The organism is Gordonia sp. (in: high G+C Gram-positive bacteria) (assembly GCF_047600385.1).
Taxonomy (GTDB): Bacteria; Actinomycetota; Actinomycetes; order Mycobacteriales; family Mycobacteriaceae; genus Gordonia.
Genome location: NZ_JASGKZ010000001.1, coordinates 3,843,054 through 3,857,231, shown reverse-complemented (window position 1 = coordinate 3,857,231; position 14,178 = coordinate 3,843,054). Strand labels below are relative to the sequence as shown.

The 14,178-nt window shown below is 56.9% G+C and carries 18 protein-coding genes; 8 read left to right on the top strand and 10 right to left on the bottom strand.

Annotation, left to right across the window (positions count from 1 at the left end; genetic code table 11):
* Positions 1-25: 25 nt before the first annotated feature.
* The 6 genes from QM809_RS17340 to QM809_RS17315 form a co-directional block, all read right to left on the bottom strand.
* Positions 26-2,170, bottom strand: a complete 2,145-nt coding sequence (locus QM809_RS17340; RefSeq protein WP_415046928.1) for a type IV secretory system conjugative DNA transfer family protein — start codon at positions 2,168-2,170, stop codon at positions 26-28.
* Positions 2,171-2,193: 23 nt separating this feature from the next.
* The gene (locus tag QM809_RS17335; RefSeq protein WP_415046927.1) at positions 2,194-2,418 is read right to left on the bottom strand and encodes a hypothetical protein; all 225 of its coding nucleotides are present in this window, start codon (positions 2,416-2,418) and stop codon (positions 2,194-2,196) included.
* A 180-nt stretch (positions 2,419-2,598) separates the two neighbouring features.
* Positions 2,599-2,802 (bottom strand): hypothetical protein, encoded by a 204-nt coding sequence (locus tag QM809_RS17330; protein WP_415046926.1) that lies wholly within the window; start codon positions 2,800-2,802, stop codon positions 2,599-2,601.
* Positions 2,799-3,209 (bottom strand): hypothetical protein, encoded by a 411-nt coding sequence (locus QM809_RS17325; RefSeq protein ID WP_415046925.1) that lies wholly within the window; start codon positions 3,207-3,209, stop codon positions 2,799-2,801. Before QM809_RS17325 ends, QM809_RS17330 begins: the two co-directional genes overlap by 4 nt.
* Before the next feature lie 168 nt (positions 3,210-3,377).
* A complete protein-coding gene (locus tag QM809_RS17320) occupies positions 3,378-3,641 on the bottom strand; it encodes a hypothetical protein (RefSeq protein WP_415046924.1) in 264 nt (87 codons plus the stop codon).
* Positions 3,638-3,985: a hypothetical protein gene (locus tag QM809_RS17315; protein ID WP_415046923.1), complete on the bottom strand. Its 348-nt coding sequence runs from the start codon at positions 3,983-3,985 to the stop codon at positions 3,638-3,640. The genes QM809_RS17320 and QM809_RS17315 overlap by 4 nt, the downstream gene beginning before the upstream one ends.
* 478 nt (positions 3,986-4,463) lie before the next feature.
* Here QM809_RS17315 and QM809_RS17310 point away from each other — a divergent pair, with 478 nt between their 5' ends.
* The 3 genes from QM809_RS17310 (at position 4,464) to QM809_RS17300 (ending at position 6,626) form a co-directional block, all read left to right on the top strand.
* Positions 4,464-5,078: a hypothetical protein gene (locus tag QM809_RS17310; protein ID WP_415046922.1), complete on the top strand. Its 615-nt coding sequence runs from the start codon at positions 4,464-4,466 to the stop codon at positions 5,076-5,078.
* 62 nt (positions 5,079-5,140) lie between these two features.
* Positions 5,141-5,782 carry a hypothetical protein gene (locus QM809_RS17305; protein WP_415046921.1) on the top strand — a complete coding sequence of 214 codons (642 nt, stop codon included), beginning with the start codon at positions 5,141-5,143 and terminating at the stop codon, positions 5,780-5,782.
* A 121-nt stretch (positions 5,783-5,903) separates the two neighbouring features.
* Complete coding sequence (locus QM809_RS17300; protein ID WP_415046920.1) at positions 5,904-6,626, top strand: hypothetical protein; 723 nt, start codon at positions 5,904-5,906, stop codon at positions 6,624-6,626.
* A 55-nt stretch (positions 6,627-6,681) separates the two neighbouring features.
* Here QM809_RS17300 and QM809_RS17295 read toward each other — a convergent pair whose 3' ends face one another.
* The gene (locus tag QM809_RS17295; protein ID WP_415046919.1) at positions 6,682-6,894 is read right to left on the bottom strand and encodes a helix-turn-helix domain-containing protein; all 213 of its coding nucleotides are present in this window, start codon (positions 6,892-6,894) and stop codon (positions 6,682-6,684) included.
* Positions 6,895-6,990: 96 nt separating this feature from the next.
* Between QM809_RS17295 and QM809_RS17290 the strand changes: the two genes are divergently transcribed.
* The gene (locus QM809_RS17290) at positions 6,991-7,515 is read left to right on the top strand and encodes a GNAT family N-acetyltransferase (protein WP_415046918.1); all 525 of its coding nucleotides are present in this window, start codon (positions 6,991-6,993) and stop codon (positions 7,513-7,515) included.
* Here the strand turns inward: QM809_RS17290 and QM809_RS17285 are convergent, their stop codons facing one another.
* Complete coding sequence (locus QM809_RS17285; protein WP_415046917.1) at positions 7,516-7,959, bottom strand: hypothetical protein; 444 nt, start codon at positions 7,957-7,959, stop codon at positions 7,516-7,518.
* Positions 7,960-8,081: 122 nt separating this feature from the next.
* On the opposite strand from QM809_RS17285, the gene QM809_RS17280 reads away from it, so the two are divergent.
* The 4 genes from QM809_RS17280 (at position 8,082) to QM809_RS17265 (ending at position 12,389) form a co-directional block, all read left to right on the top strand.
* Positions 8,082-9,200 (top strand): hypothetical protein, encoded by a 1,119-nt coding sequence (locus QM809_RS17280; RefSeq protein ID WP_415046916.1) that lies wholly within the window; start codon positions 8,082-8,084, stop codon positions 9,198-9,200.
* 198 nt (positions 9,201-9,398) lie between these two features.
* The gene (locus QM809_RS17275) at positions 9,399-9,611 is read left to right on the top strand and encodes a helix-turn-helix domain-containing protein (protein WP_415046915.1); all 213 of its coding nucleotides are present in this window, start codon (positions 9,399-9,401) and stop codon (positions 9,609-9,611) included.
* A 71-nt stretch (positions 9,612-9,682) separates the two neighbouring features.
* Positions 9,683-11,284, top strand: coding sequence for an ATP-dependent nuclease (locus QM809_RS17270; RefSeq protein WP_415046914.1), 1,602 nt, complete (start codon positions 9,683-9,685; stop codon positions 11,282-11,284).
* The gene (locus QM809_RS17265; protein ID WP_415046913.1) at positions 11,274-12,389 is read left to right on the top strand and encodes a UvrD-helicase domain-containing protein; all 1,116 of its coding nucleotides are present in this window, start codon (positions 11,274-11,276) and stop codon (positions 12,387-12,389) included. Before QM809_RS17270 ends, QM809_RS17265 begins: the two co-directional genes overlap by 11 nt.
* Before the next feature lie 35 nt (positions 12,390-12,424).
* Here QM809_RS17265 and QM809_RS17260 read toward each other — a convergent pair whose 3' ends face one another.
* Both QM809_RS17260 and QM809_RS17255 read right to left on the bottom strand, forming a co-directional pair.
* Positions 12,425-12,763 carry a histone-like nucleoid-structuring protein Lsr2 gene (locus QM809_RS17260; protein WP_415046912.1) on the bottom strand — a complete coding sequence of 113 codons (339 nt, stop codon included), beginning with the start codon at positions 12,761-12,763 and terminating at the stop codon, positions 12,425-12,427.
* Positions 12,764-13,725: 962 nt separating this feature from the next.
* Positions 13,726-14,064, bottom strand: a complete 339-nt coding sequence (locus QM809_RS17255) for a histone-like nucleoid-structuring protein Lsr2 (RefSeq protein WP_415046911.1) — start codon at positions 14,062-14,064, stop codon at positions 13,726-13,728.
* Positions 14,065-14,178 lie beyond the last annotated feature (114 nt).

The following is a 14,178-nucleotide window of genomic DNA, read 5'->3' as shown; positions in this document are numbered from 1 at the left end:
CCCGGATCGTGGTGGTGACCCCCGTTCATGACGACCGCCTCCGACGACTACCGCCGATGTCGCCGCCGGTCTGGGCAGCCGGCGACCCCATCAGGGCGACGAACTCGGCGTCGATGGACTCTCGGTCGACACCGTAGGTCTGGCGGGAGACCGCCAGCACCTCCGCTGGATCACTGATCGCGGCCATCGGTGCCGTCGTGACGCCGGAGACGAACGGCTGCACCGCGCCCCGGGTCAGGAGTTGGGCGTAGAAGTGGAAGCGCGGCAGACCGGTGAAGTCCTCGGCACTCAGCCGCCCGTCGGTACGAGCGAAGCCGGTGGCGTCGGAGTGACCGAGCTGGAACGCGATCGTGCTGCGACAGTTCGCCTCGACCGCACTCCGCACCGACTTCGGCAACTGGTCGTTGTGCTGGTGTGCGAGGTGGAAGGCGCCGCCGAGTGACCGGGCCTGCGTCAGTGCGCCGACGAGGTCGTCGCCGAAGCCCCCGATGACGTCTTGGAACTCATCGAGATACACCGCCACCGTGGGCCGCTGGTCGGCGGGCACGCTGACCTGTTCACGGATGGCCTGCCAGACTTCAGCCAGAATGACCGCACCGAGGAGCCGAGCGTTCTCCGCGCCGAGTCGCCCGACCTGTAGCGGTACGAGCAGCGTCAGTCCCTCGTCGATGACCTGCCGGAGACTGACCCGCGGCCGCGTCTGCCCGAGCACGCCCCGCAGTGTCGGGGACAGGAGCGGGTCGAGTTTGTTCATGAGTGGGCCGGTGACCTGCGTAGCCATCTCCGGCGACAAACCGTCGAACCACTGCCAGAACGGCGCCGCCGACACCGGATCACGAGCGATGACCGGCTGCGTCAACGTGCGACGAACCCCCGGATTGTTCAGCAGGATCGGGACGTGTGTCAGGTTGGCTTCGCCGCGCACGGCCAGCGCTTGGAGCGCGTGCCGCAGCACATGACTGCTCCGCGGCCCGAGGTCGTCGTACAGTCCGGCGATGACACTGAACAGATGACTGGCCAAGGCTTCGGGATCCCGGCCGCCGGTAGCCAGCGGATTGATCCCCGCAGGCCGTGCGTCGGCAGCGTCGACCACCACCGTCCGGGCACACTGCTCCGGTGTCGTGTCAGCCAACACCTCGGCCACGAGATCCTTCGGCTCGATCACGATCACCGGACGCCCCGCAGCCCGGTCGGCACGAATGAGGGCACGCAGCAGATTGCTTTTACCCACACCCGTGGGCCCGATGACCCGCAGGTGTTGACGGCTATCCAACTCCGCGATCCCGATCGCCCGCACCGGCCCCGGCGCCGTCGTCATACCGAAGACCCGCGCCTCAGGCGGTGTCGCCACAGCCGGCGCCAACGGTCGCGGATGTACCGGTGGCTGCCCCGGCAGCGGCGGTGCCCCGGTGACGTCGTCATCGAGCGGCCACGCCGTCAGCAAAGCGACCTCGGCAGGTGTCCGGCGTTCAGCGTGGAAACTGCGCCACCGAGCCCGCGCCATGTCGAGTTGCTGCGGCTTCTCCGACTGCACCGTCAGTCGAGCCGTCGGCGTCGTGAGTGTCTGGTAGGCCGCCATCACACCTTCGATGAGGCTCTGGCGCCGGTAGGCGCGCGCTGCCACCGCCCCGATCCGCACCACCGTGTCCATAGTCGGCTGCTGGCGCTTGTCCGTGAGATCGCGCACCACGCCAGCACGCTTCTCGTCGGCGACACCGTGAAGCAGCCGACTCACCATCGGTTGATCCACCCGAGCCAGACGGCCCGGCGGCAACTTGGGCGCGAACCGCAGCCCGAGCAACACCTGCACGATGACCTCCTCGTCCCGGCCGACGTTGGCCAGCGCCGACAAGATCGCCCGCGTACTGGTGCGCGAGTCGTCGCGGAGACTGCCGCCGCCTTCCCCGCGCAGCCGCCGCACGACACGAACACGCTGGCGGGCTTCCGTTCGCGTCACGACCACACCGCTGACGTACCGCTCGATATCTCGCACCACACCGGGCAGCGCCTCGCTATGCGCCCCGATGAGATAGCGGACACCGTCAGCCGTACTACGCGCTTCGAGCGCCACCAACGGGCCACGCGGTTCGCTGGCCCACTTCTGAAGCAGCGCCTGCACCGTGTCGGGCCGAAGGGCTGGCGGCCAGAAGATCTCCCGCCACACCAGCACCCTCGCCTCAGCCGAACCCGACCTCATTCGTCGCCCTCCGGCAGCCCGGACATGCCGACCTCACGAGCCTCGACCTCACGCTCAGCCTCGCTCAACGCGATCTGGATAACCGCCCGCGCAATACGGGAAGTATCCACCTCTTCACGGTGAATAGCCCGAGCAGACAGCCGCCGCGCACGACGTGGACGACCCGCACCCCGATGATCCTTTTTCTGGTAATTATCTCCGTAACGAATGGTTTTGGACATGGATCTACCCCTTTCTGAATTACTTGGTGAATTTCCCACGCTGATTTTATTGCAAATATGCAGCGAGGTGGATGTATTTAACTATGCAAATTTGCAAAGCTCAATACGGATTGAGAAAGCTACAACACCGACCGGACGCGCCTCATATCTGAAGCCGACGGTGCGTAGCGGTGGCGAAAATTAGTAGCGATTCTGTTGCTGGAATTGCCACAGTCGCCACGCGCCGACCGCCACGACGGTGAGGACGAGCCCGCCGACCAGCCACGGCCAAATGAGCCGCAGCAGGTCGACGGCCAGCGTCAAGGCGATGACCGCGCCGAGGAACCAGAAACAGCCATGGATGAAGCGGTGGAACATGCTGGCCGGCCCCGAGGTGTCGCTCACGAGGCCTCTCTGGCGATTTGCCGCACGATGGCCTGCTCCATACCCAATTCGTCGCACTCGCTGTCGAAGCGCTCCTGCTCGCGCTGGGGGCGACCGTCCATACTGTGGATGGCAATGTAGCTGAGTAGGCTTGCCTCGAGCAGGTCGTATTCGGGGCTGCCGGGCTGGTAGCCAGCACGCGCCAATTCACCGAGGTGCCACTGCGCCAGGCGGTATTCACCGGACACCGTGAAGTCGCACTCGCGCTCTACGTGAGCTACCGCGTGGACGAACCGCCATGCGTAGTTCACCGCGGGCGAGGTGAAAATGACTGAGCCGGAGTTCTCCGACGATACCGGCAGTGGGTCGCCGCTCCACTGGGACTCGTCGAAGGCGGCCAGCAGGTCGCCGTAGCTCGAAGGGTGCATTCTCCTGCGGGTCGTAGGTGAACCCGACACGCTCTTCGGCTTTGGTGGTTTCGGCCAGAACCCACTTGGTGAGTCGCAGGCGGGCCGGCTGGATTTCGGAGGAGAGGACGAAGTCGCCCTGGTGGTCATTGTCGGGCGTGGGTGTCGTGGTCGTGTTGTCTGTGTGCGTCACAGTGACGTATCTCCTTTCTCGGTGCAGTGCGTGCACCGGCACAGAACTCCATGGGATGAGGCGGCCGCAGCCATGTCGTGCAGCGCCTGGGTGGTGAGCCGAGAGATCCGGGCTTGCGCGTCACACTGGGCGCGGCGGATCCGGATTCGTTCGGCGTGGCGGCGGGCTTCGGCCTGCTCCGCCTCTCGCCGAGCCAGCAGCCATGCTGCTAGCCCGACGAGAAGGGCGAAGAGGACGAGCCCGATGACCGGGTTGGTCACTTGTTCACCTGCCGGGCGGTGTCGGTGATGATCTGGCCGACGCTCATAACCGTGAGGGTCTTGAGGTACTCGATGTCTCCGGACGCGGCCGGGGCGGCCAGGACAAGCTGCTGAGCAGCCTGACTGACCAGGGTGACCTGCTGCATGCCGTACGCGCCCGTGCGGGCGACGGCGTCGACCTTCTCCTGCTGGAGTTCGGCGGCTGCGCGGATGGCAGCGGTGCGGACTTCGGTCGCTGCGTCGAGGGCGGCGATCTGGCGGGACGTCTGGCGAGCCAGGCGCCCGCCGGCAGCGGGAGCAGTCGGGATGATGGACTGCTGGGGGAGGGGCTGGAGGTTGGACATTGGGGTCTCCTTCGGTTTCGTTCTCTATGGGGTGGACGAGGAAGTGTGACTATGGGCCGCAGAACGCGCCGACGTGAACGGCGGGTTGGGGCTCGGCGGGCGGATCGTCGAGGTAGTCGTGCTCAAGATTGAGTGCGTTTCCGAACCCTAGTTCTGCGCAATTACGTAGAAACCTATCGGCGCTCGCGATCTTCCATCCGAGCGTCGCCTCGGCTTCAAGGACATCAGAGTGGGTTGTGTGGTCATCGCCATGAAACTTCATCGTCTTCAGTCTTTCTATTTAACTGTGGTTGCTGACGGTTCCTAGCGTCTCCTATCCGCATGTCGGATAGATAGTGGAACCCGAGGGAGTTCCCGTGCGAGTTCCCATTCAATAATCATCCCGGGAATCACCCCGGGAACTTGGCAAGGTATTGAAAAATGCGCAGTAATATGCTATAAGTTATTATATATAATATAAAGTTTGAGAGCTGCATAAATGAAAGATGTTTACAACAATCATATTCCAAGCCTGAGTTTGCCTGACATATCCGATGGACTGGCTAAATATCCGGTGGATGGTATTCGTAATTTAATGAGATATCCCGAGGATGAATCGAGCAAAAACCCTAAATACTGGAGTTGGCGCAATAGCCTTATGTCCGAACTGCGAAACCTTGCGGGAGATGATCCAGCGAAAGTCGATAACCTGATAGATGATATGCTAGAGTCCGAGGACTCGGATGAGCGTTGTGCTATCGCAGAGACTGTGCTTGCCCGTTATAGTATGAATCCAGAGTCCACTCGACGTAGATTAATGGCACTGCTTACTGATAATGACCAGGAAGTGCGAGGATATGTCGGGGAGGTGGTTTCTGGCGCAATGTTTAGGAAGGAGATGAGCGTCGAATCATTGCGCCTACTCACGGAGGATTTGATGATGTCCTTAAATGAAGAGATTGCACACCGGAAGTCATTGGTGCACAATCAACGGACTCGCAGATTAGCGAAAGACGCACTGGGGTCTCACTATGAATTTCGTGGAGACATCGATGGCTCGATCTTCGGCCATGGAGTCACTGTGCGATTCGATAGTCAGTCGAACATGCAATAGCTGGCTAGAGCGTAACGCTGAAGCTGCTAGTATGTACCTGCATAGCAGAAGGAGGTTTTAGTATGCATGCACTAGGGGCGGAAGGTGTATCTGAGGATCTAGCCGCAGAGTTGGAGAAGGTGCGCCAACGCGGAATTGAGCGAATTTATGGCCCAGGCGATCCAATCTCAATTCCAGTACTGGAAAGCCTAGCGGAATTATGGAATCCGGAGCTATGGGGTACTGAAGGTAAGCAAATCGCCTGTATATCAACCCTCCTGGGGGAGGCAATAGATAGTTTAGACGGTGGATCCACCGCTATTCCTGGCTCTAATCCGCCACTATCATACAGTCGGGCTGCTCGAATAATGTTTGATATGGATGATGAGGCTAAGTCAAACTTGGCGTTGAATGGATATGCAAATCAGCGCCACGCCCAACTATCTCGTCATATACTTATCAAAACTGGAAATTCAACACCTGATTGGTTTAAAAATTCCGTTAATGGTGTTGTTCGCAAAAGTCTAGCAAACTCCCTATTGGCGGCAACCGAGGAAAAGGAAAATGCGGTGACTCGAGAGAAAGTCAACGTTGCCAGTGAGTCTGTAAACTTTTCGGAGTCGTCTGGACCAAAAAATCAGTATATATTCCATGGCGACGTAGCGCAGTCGTCGTTTGGTGATAATGTGGTCATGAACTTTGGTGAAGCGAATGGCTCGAAGTAGGCGCGCGCATTACCCTCGTAGCATTACAATCGGAAGCGCGACTCGATCTATATTCGGCGACAATGGAACTATAAATGATTCCTCAGTCCATTATCACCGTTACCCGTTTTCTTTAAAGCCGGTGATTGCGTATATCTCGGCTCTGCTGACTATTGGTCTTTGCGTTTGGCTGGGGTGGTGGTATGTTAGTAAGCCGCTTCCTCCTACTGAATTTATTCTAGTGAACCCTCCAGGGCTTGTTGAACTTTCCGATTTGGATCCTAGTGCTTCTTTGGTTTCATACTTAGTGTGTGCTCGAACATCTCGGTCGTCTCCGCGAAATGACGCCCATACCTGTATTGGCGCTCCCGAGCGTGCGATATGGGATCCTTGCTTCGATGTCGGAGAGAATGTCGTTAACTGTGTTTCTCCGCAAGGGGTTCCTGAGTTCTCTAGCCCAAGGAGGGTTGAGTGGCATGAATTCTATTTTGATAAGACTGGAGAAACTGGAAAATATGCTATCGATACGGTAATTGGAAACTCCTACCCGTGGCGTATTGAGATAGAGACTGAAGGCGGAAAGAAGATTTGCAATTGGCCTTTTAGTCCACAGGTTGCATTCAACTCCGAAAATCCGACATGGGAATGCCTGACTGGAGGAGTTATGAAAATGTTAATTACTCCTCCAATTGATTTCATTGAAAGGGGCAAGTCGGAAATTCTATCATTAAGAGGTAAGGGTGTTGAGAAAAATCCGGGATCTGCAATTTCTCTAGATATGTCAAAAAGTCCGTGGGTGGTGAAGTTTGCGTCTGGCGGCAATACGAGTTTTGTTGACTCTGTCGTAACTCGGGCGTGGTTCTGATAATCTTAAATTAATCTGGAAAATTCTATCGGGGGATCTTAGCGTTAGTGTACGGCTATAGAAAAAGATTTATTGGATCCAGATTTAGTCGCTCCGCAATCCGCTCCACGCTCCGCAGCGTTAAATTCCGCTCGCCCCGCTCCAGCCCGCCCATGTACGTGCGGTGGACACCCAGTACCTCGGCGAACTTCTCCTGAGACAGGCCACGCTCCAGGCGGTAGGCGCGGAGATTCCGCCCTACTGCCTTCTGGAGGTCGCCTTCTGCCATGCCTATGAGCGTCTGGCGGTGCTACTTGTAGGTCTACAGACCTATGAGTAGCATTTGATGAATGTGCAGGCAGAAGGCTCGACGTAGCGGTGTGACATGTCCCTGAACGCACCACCGACAGTTCGGATCGAGGCTCTGGCCGAGCACCACATCCCGGAGGTGGTCGACGCGTGCCGTGGCTGGCAGGAGTTAGCGCAGTTCGGCCCGCCGTTCTGGCGGCCGCGGAGCGAGGCGGAGTTACGACGAAAGATTGCCGTCACGGCCGGCCCGGAGCTGGCGCCGGACTACAACTTCGTGCTTGTCGAGGAGGACGGCCGTCTCGTCGGGGAGTGCTCGGTACATGGGATCGACTGGCGGTGTCGGGTGGCGCAGATCGGGATTGGAATCTGGCGACATGAGGATCGACGCCGTGGGTACGGGCAGATTGCCTTACAGGAGATGACTGACTACGCCTTCGGCTACCTCGGCCTGGTGCGGGTTGAGGGATGGATTATGGCGGACAACGCGCCGTCACTCGGGCTGGTGCGAGCTGCTGGCTGGCAGCACGAGGGCACACTGCGACGGCGGTATTTGCACGGTGGCAGGTGGTGTGATGTTGAGGTGATGGCGCTGCTGGCGTAGTTACGCCGCGAACTTGAGTCCAGCGTGTTTGGCGAGTTGGTTGATCTGTTCGTCGTGGTGGTCATGGCGAGCGTCACTTTCGTTGAAGCGTTCGTCGATAGCGGTGAGAATTTCGTTCTGGACTTGCTCTGCGGTGTCGAAGCGCTTATTCATCTCAGATTTAAGACTGTCGACCTTTGTGCTCAGATTGTCGACCTTTACGTCTAGCCTGTCGACCTTTGTGTCTAAACTTTCCACTTTTGCGTCTAGGCTGTCCACCCTGTAGCTCAAGCTCTCTACCGTGGACTCTAGACTCCCCACTCGATCGCCGAGCGCCGCGATAGTGGTTTCGTTACTCTCGATCGATTTTTGTACGTCGGCGAACCGGCCATCCATGTACTTGAATGTGCTGGCAAATTGATTGTCTATGTGGCTCAGTAGTTGAGTGTATTGGTCTTCGCTCATATCTAGCTCTATTTTATTTCCTTTTCGCTTTCTGTGCAATACGCAACTGGCGATATTATATGCACGATGATTGCATTTTGTTATACTGAACCATAAGTATGACGCGCAAAAGTCCAACATCTATGGCTCACCGTCTCCGCAAAACTAAAGCGGCGCTGCTCGCCGTGGCACTCACCTTCTCTGGTGTCCTGCTCATGATGTTGAACGGGTGGTTGTCTACGCTGGATCTGGGCTCTTGGGGCTGGGTGCAGATTTTGCCACTCGGCGAACTTGGCGGAACGCTGTTCGGTGCAGGTGTGCTCGGTACTCTATTCGAGTACAGCTTCCGCAAGGATCAGGAAGAGGCCACGGTCGAACAGTTTCGGGAGATCATCAAGGAGCAAGCGCCGGCTATGCGCGACGCGGTTGTCGAGGGATTCGCCATCAAACCCGACGACCTGAAGCGTGTCGCCAACCCCGACCTACTCGATGCTCTGGCCGAGAACTCGATGGCGCTGCGTCTCGGCGACGAGCAGTTTGCTCGCGAAATCTACCGCGATATCCGCGACCAAGCCGTGCGGGCAGCAGAGCGGTGGCACGATGTCGAGGTTCGGATTCGGCTCTCTAAGGCCTTAGAGAGGAGTACCTACGGTACTCCTCTGCTGGACGTTACTGTCGAGACAGAGTTCACGACAGTGCCAGCTGGAACCGTTCGCCGATTCGCATGTGTCTCAGACCGGACAGAGTACAACGACCTTCTTCTCGACCTTCCAGCGACGTCACCCTGGTTTATGTCACCGCGGCCAGGGATGGATGCGGGATCGCGGGAGTGCTACGAACTGCTGGAGCTCACAGTCGACGGTGTTACACAGCCAATTCGTCGAAGTGCCCGCAAGTCAGGTCAGACGTACACCGTGACGCTGGACGAGCATGCACGAAGTGGCGAGCCTGTTCGTGTGCGGCAGGTATTTCGTACCGTGACGTTATCTTGGGGGCACCGTCTCTACTTCGAGCTGCCGCAACCGGCAAGGAACATGTCGGTGACGATGGACTACACCGACGCGCCGATCGCACACATGGGTGTCATTGAGTCGGTAGCGACGTCCCGACCCACGAGAGTCTTCCGCAGCCCAAGGTCTGTGTCTGGTCGTACGATCACCGCCGAAGCGCCAGGCTGGCTACTGCCGAAGGCCGGCTTCACATTCACCTGGACGCTCGACGCAGAACTGCCCCGCGGCGACGAGCGCAGCGAGGCAGCCTGAGCTTGCTGGGGTAGTGGCTAGTCGCCACCGCCAGTGAATCCTCCACCTCCGGTGAAGCCACCTCCACCGACGAAGTCTCCGCCTCCAATCATCCTGCTCACCTCCCCTCGGTTCTCATCAAAGTGCCTGGTCGTGACTGAATGCTACTCATAAGTCTGTAGACCTACAAGTAGCACGACGGAAACGTGGACTCTCATCATGGAGGGTCAGCTGCAGCGGGTCTTGGGGCGCAACGTGCGCCGCATACGGCTGGAGCGTGGCTACTCGCAGGAGGACTTCGCCGAGCTGCTCCACGTCCATCGCACCTACCTCGGCAGCGTTGAGCGTGGGGAGCGGAACCTGACGCTGCGGACGGTGGAGCGGTTGGCGGAGGATCTGGGAGTCGATGCGGTGCGGCTGCTGACAACGTAGTCACTCTCGCTACTGGCGTTGAATCTATCCCTGAGTATTGACTACAGTCACGAGACTGTCATACTCAAGATGTGATTACTCGTATCAAAGCGACAAACTACCGGTGTTTCCAAGATCTTGATTTTATACCTAATCAGGATCTCAACATCATCGTTGGAGATAATGAGGCTGGGAAGTCCACCCTACTCGAAATTATTTCACTGTTGATTAGCGGCAGAGTGAGAGGTCGATGGGCTACTGAGGATCTAAACCCTTATTGGTTCAATCGAGATGTGGTTCAAGATTATTTTGATGCCATAGAGGGTGGGAAATCTCCAGATTTGCCTGAAATTGACATTGAAATATTCTTCAATCAGGACACTTCGGGGGTTGAGCGACTCCGCGGAATTAATAATTCCATTAAGGAGGATTGCCCTGGGCTTCGCATGCGAGTCCAGCCCGACCCCGATCATTCCGATGAACTGAAAGAGTACCTCGATAGCAAAGAACTTCCGAGGCTTATTCCTACGGATTTATTTGCAGTCTCCTGGCTTGATTTTTCCGGTGAAGTTGTTACTCGACAGCCGCGCGGACTTGGTTTCGCACTAGTGAACAGTGATACCTCAACGACATATTCGGGAATCGACTATAAACTCCGGGAATTGATTCGAGAATTTGTTTCACCTCAAGAAGGTGCAAAAATTGCTATTGCTCACCGATCGGCAAAAGCGGAAATCAACAATAAAATCCTGAGAGAGGTCAATCAGCGGATTGAGAGTCAGGATGAATCGTTTGGGGTTAGTTTGCAGATGGATCAGGGCGCAGGGGCGAACTGGGATACTGCTGTTGTTCCTCATATCGAGGATACCCCATTCTCAATGCTTGGTCAGGGGCGTCAGGTCTCTACCAAGATAGCGCTTGCGATGAGTCGCGCTGCTGATCACTCGCAGTTTGCGCTAGTTGAGGAACCTGAGAATCATCTTTCCCATACGCAAATGCAGATAGTGATTGAGAGGATTAGGTCACTTGCCGGAGGGAGGCAACTTTTTATTACAACGCATAGCTCCTTCGTTTTAAATAGACTTGGCCTCGGTTTTCTTCATCTCATGCACGAGGCAAGAATTGTCAGGCTAGGGATTCCTGAGATTTCCGAGGATACTATTTCGTACTTTCAAAAGCAGTCTGGATACGACACACTTAGGCTTGCTCTCGCAAGTAAGGTCGTTGTTGTAGAGGGACCCTCGGATGAGATGATCTTTAACCTTGCGTACAAGAAGATTAACGGGGTTGAGCCGCGAATGAAGGGAATCGATGTCATTACACTTGGTACACGCGGTAAGCGTGCGCTAGAACTTGGCAAGGCGATGGGTCGTAAGATGGCCGTTCTTCGAGATAACGACAACAAGGATCCTGAGCACTGGAGGAAAGCGGCCGCCAAGTTCCTTGAAGATGGGAAGAGGGAACTCTTCATAGGTAAAGTGGATCTCGGTGAAACTCTGGAGCCTCAAGTTGCAAAGGCAGGCGATAATATGACGAAACTTAAAAATCTTCTTGAACTTAAAGACGGTGATGATGTGGTTGCCGCCATGAGCAATGACAAGACAGAATGGGCTTGGCAAGTAGCCCAGTCGGAGCTAGATCTTGAATGGCCGCAGTACTTCAAGGACGCAATCGAGTTCATCGATGTCGACTGAGGTAAGGCTTGCAGTTGCTGGCAGTGGCAAGACTGCAGAGATTGTTAATAAAATCTCCGCACAAACTCATGGAACTACTTCACTGGCATTGACATTTACTCAGCAGGCGCAGGCTGAGATTATCTTGCGCACTCCGGGACAACTTGCAAGTGAGCATGAGACGATGGGATGGTTCTCGTTTCTTGTTAGGCATATTGTCAGACCATATCTCCCTGAGGTGTTTTCAGATATAATCCCCCGAGGTCTTTGCTTTGTCGAAAGTGCGGGGGGAATTCCGCGTAATCGTGGGGGTTGGAAATATTACTTAAATGACGAACATCAACCCTACAGCATAAGGCTCGCCCTGCTCGCGAAAAAAGTCATCACTGCAACGAATGGTGCTCCAATTAAGCGCCTCGAAAAAATCTACGACAAGATTTATATTGATGAATTTCAGGATCTAGTCGGGAATGATCTTGAAATTCTCAAAGCAATGATGGAGTCGGACATCGACATGCTGATAGTTGGAGATGTGCGACAGTCGGTATTGAGTACATCGCAGTCGGATCGGCTCAACCAAAGCTATCGAGGGGTTAAGCTCGTGGAGTGGTTTAGGAATCAGTCCGATGCTGGCCTGTGTCGGATTGTTCCGAGTGATGTGACTACTCGATTCAATCAGGATATTGCAAACTTCTCGGACCTAATCCATGACCCCGCTCTTAATCTTCCTTGCACCATCTCAAGGCAGGTTGAAGTAACTGGCCATGATGGAGTTTTTCTTGTTGATGATTTACATCTATTAGCCTATGCCGCGAACTGGCCCGAATCCCCTACCGTGCTTTGGTCGAGAAAGAGTAATCGCCTTCTTCCTGATGGCGAGGTTCAAACATTTGGTAAATCCAAAGGGATCACAAGGGATCGAGTGATTATAGTTGCCACCGGTCCTGTTGTGGATCTCCTAAAATCACATAAGCCACTGGCGGCAAAGTCGGCGTGCGGATTTTATGTGGCCGCAACTAGAGCTAGGCATAGCGTTGCGATTGTCACTAAGAATGCGGCAAAGGTTTATTCTTTGTTGCATCCTGATTTTCAGGGAAAAATATCCCTTTGGGAGCCGGAGGCTTAGTGTTTTGATTTCTCGGAAAAGTTACAGCGGTTAAATTAGTGCGCAGCGTTGAACGCGTCCTCAACCTCTACCGGGATCCGCCCACGCTCACTAACCTCCATACCCTGCTGCTTCGCCCATGCACGGATCGCCTGAAGCTGAGCCTTGCGATCGGCGCTCGTGCCGCTGGGGGCGGAGCTTGCTGGCTTCGTGATAAGTTCAGCGTCCTTCGTCCACTGCTCGATGGTGTCGATGACGGTCTGGCGTGAGGCTTCGCTGACATCGAGCTTCCAGGTCTTGCCGTTGAGTCCAACGGTGACCGTCTTGCGTTGGTCCGCAGTCAGTTCTTCACCGGTGAGGTCGTCGACGTAGGTGGTTACTACTTTTTGAGCCATGTGGGCAAGGTATCCGGTAGGTGGGCCTGATTGCAACGAGTCAGAGAAATGCTTGCACCCCAAATCTGAGAAGTATCGGTGATAGTCGAGGGCTTCACCTGGGTTTCGAGTGTGTTGCTACTGCCGAAGAGGCTTCGATCGGACGACTTATCGCATTTCAAGTCCTGCCCGCCTCAATGTCCGTGCAACCGTACTTCCTGCGACCCCGTACCTGCGTCCGAGTGCTTCAGTGGACAGTCCCGACCGGTACTCGGCGATGAGTCGTTCAAGGTGTTCGCCTTCGAACCTGCGTGATGGGCGTCGTGTGACATCGTTCCTGTCGAGGTGCAGCGACACCGTCGAGCGGTGGACGCCGTAGCGCTTCGCCAGCTCGCCGAGCGAGGCTCCGCTCGTGTAGTCGGCCAGCAGGAGGGCGACTTCGTCAGGGTTGAGTCGTCGCTGCGGACGAATCTTGCGTTGCGGTATCGTTACCTGGTGCGCGATCGCCGGTCGCTCTGGGGATGGCACCTTGGCCGCCAGCTGGATTAACTTTGGTGGAAGACTTGAAATCACCTCAAGCAAGAGCACTCGACACCCCCTGGTCACAGCATGAACGTGCAGACCAGGGGGTGTTTCGCATCTGCGGCCCAGCACCCGCGCGCAGGTGCTGACACGCCGTTGCGACATCGTGAGACTGGAATCGTCACTGGACCTGGGACTGGACCGGAGACCGCCGCCCACCGGGTGCTGTCCGTGGAGTCGTACGACACGAAGCGACCCTCACCCGCGACATGCAGGTGAGGGTCGCGTCGTCGTTCCGGGTCGGCTACGCGTCGTCGTCCGGCTTGTTCCGCAGCTCCGGGACGGACGGTCCCGGGACGCACCCGCCGTGGTCGAAATGGTGAATCACCTTGTCAACAGCGTGTCGCCGCCGTGTGCGATCGGCCGGCCGGGTCGCGGAGCCCGAGAGCGCAGCCGACAGGTCAGTGCGCCGCGTTGAACGCTTCTTCGACCTCCGTGGGGATCCGGCCGCGGTCGCTGACCTCCATGCCCTGCTTCTTCGCCCACTCGCGGATCGCCTGAAGCTGAGCCTTGCGGTCGGCGCTCGTGCCGCTGGGGGCGGAGCTCGCCGGCTTCGTGATGAGCTCGGCATCCTTCGTCCATTCGGCGATCGTGTCCATGACGACCTTCCGGGACTCCTCGCTGACGTCGAGCTTCCAGGTCTTGCCGTTGAGTCCGACGGTGACGGTCTTGCGCTGGTCTGCGGTCAACTCCTCACCGGTGAGGTCGTCGACGTGGGTTGTCACTACTTTTAGGGCCATGGGGGCAAGGTATCCGGTGGACGGGACCGGCTGCAACGAGCCGGGGCGCCCCTGGCGTCCACGGCGGGTTTCGATCCGGGCGTCCCCTCCGTCCTGCGGGGTTACGGTGAGGTG

What these genes read in the sequence shown, in the direction of transcription:
- QM809_RS17285 (WP_415046917.1), bottom strand. Translation starts at nt 7,959, where the DNA reads ATGAGCGAAGACCAATACACTCAACTACTGAGCCACATAGACAATCAA.
- QM809_RS17295 (WP_415046919.1), bottom strand. Translation starts at nt 6,894, where the DNA reads ATGGCAGAAGGCGACCTCCAGAAGGCAGTAGGGCGGAATCTCCGCGCC.
- QM809_RS17305 (WP_415046921.1), top strand. Translation starts at nt 5,141, where the DNA reads ATGCATGCACTAGGGGCGGAAGGTGTATCTGAGGATCTAGCCGCAGAG.
- QM809_RS17290 (WP_415046918.1), top strand. Translation starts at nt 6,991, where the DNA reads ATGTCCCTGAACGCACCACCGACAGTTCGGATCGAGGCTCTGGCCGAG.
- QM809_RS17255 (WP_415046911.1), bottom strand. Translation starts at nt 14,064, where the DNA reads ATGGCCCTAAAAGTAGTGACAACCCACGTCGACGACCTCACCGGTGAG.
- QM809_RS17315 (WP_415046923.1), bottom strand. Translation starts at nt 3,985, where the DNA reads ATGTCCAACCTCCAGCCCCTCCCCCAGCAGTCCATCATCCCGACTGCT.
- QM809_RS17265 (WP_415046913.1), top strand. Translation starts at nt 11,274, where the DNA reads ATGTCGACTGAGGTAAGGCTTGCAGTTGCTGGCAGTGGCAAGACTGCA.
- QM809_RS17335 (WP_415046927.1), bottom strand. Translation starts at nt 2,418, where the DNA reads ATGTCCAAAACCATTCGTTACGGAGATAATTACCAGAAAAAGGATCAT.
- QM809_RS17280 (WP_415046916.1), top strand. Translation starts at nt 8,082, where the DNA reads ATGGCTCACCGTCTCCGCAAAACTAAAGCGGCGCTGCTCGCCGTGGCA.
- QM809_RS17260 (WP_415046912.1), bottom strand. Translation starts at nt 12,763, where the DNA reads ATGGCTCAAAAAGTAGTAACCACCTACGTCGACGACCTCACCGGTGAA.
- QM809_RS17325 (WP_415046925.1), bottom strand. Translation starts at nt 3,209, where the DNA reads ATGCACCCTTCGAGCTACGGCGACCTGCTGGCCGCCTTCGACGAGTCC.
- QM809_RS17275 (WP_415046915.1), top strand. Translation starts at nt 9,399, where the DNA reads ATGGAGGGTCAGCTGCAGCGGGTCTTGGGGCGCAACGTGCGCCGCATA.
- QM809_RS17310 (WP_415046922.1), top strand. Translation starts at nt 4,464, where the DNA reads ATGAAAGATGTTTACAACAATCATATTCCAAGCCTGAGTTTGCCTGAC.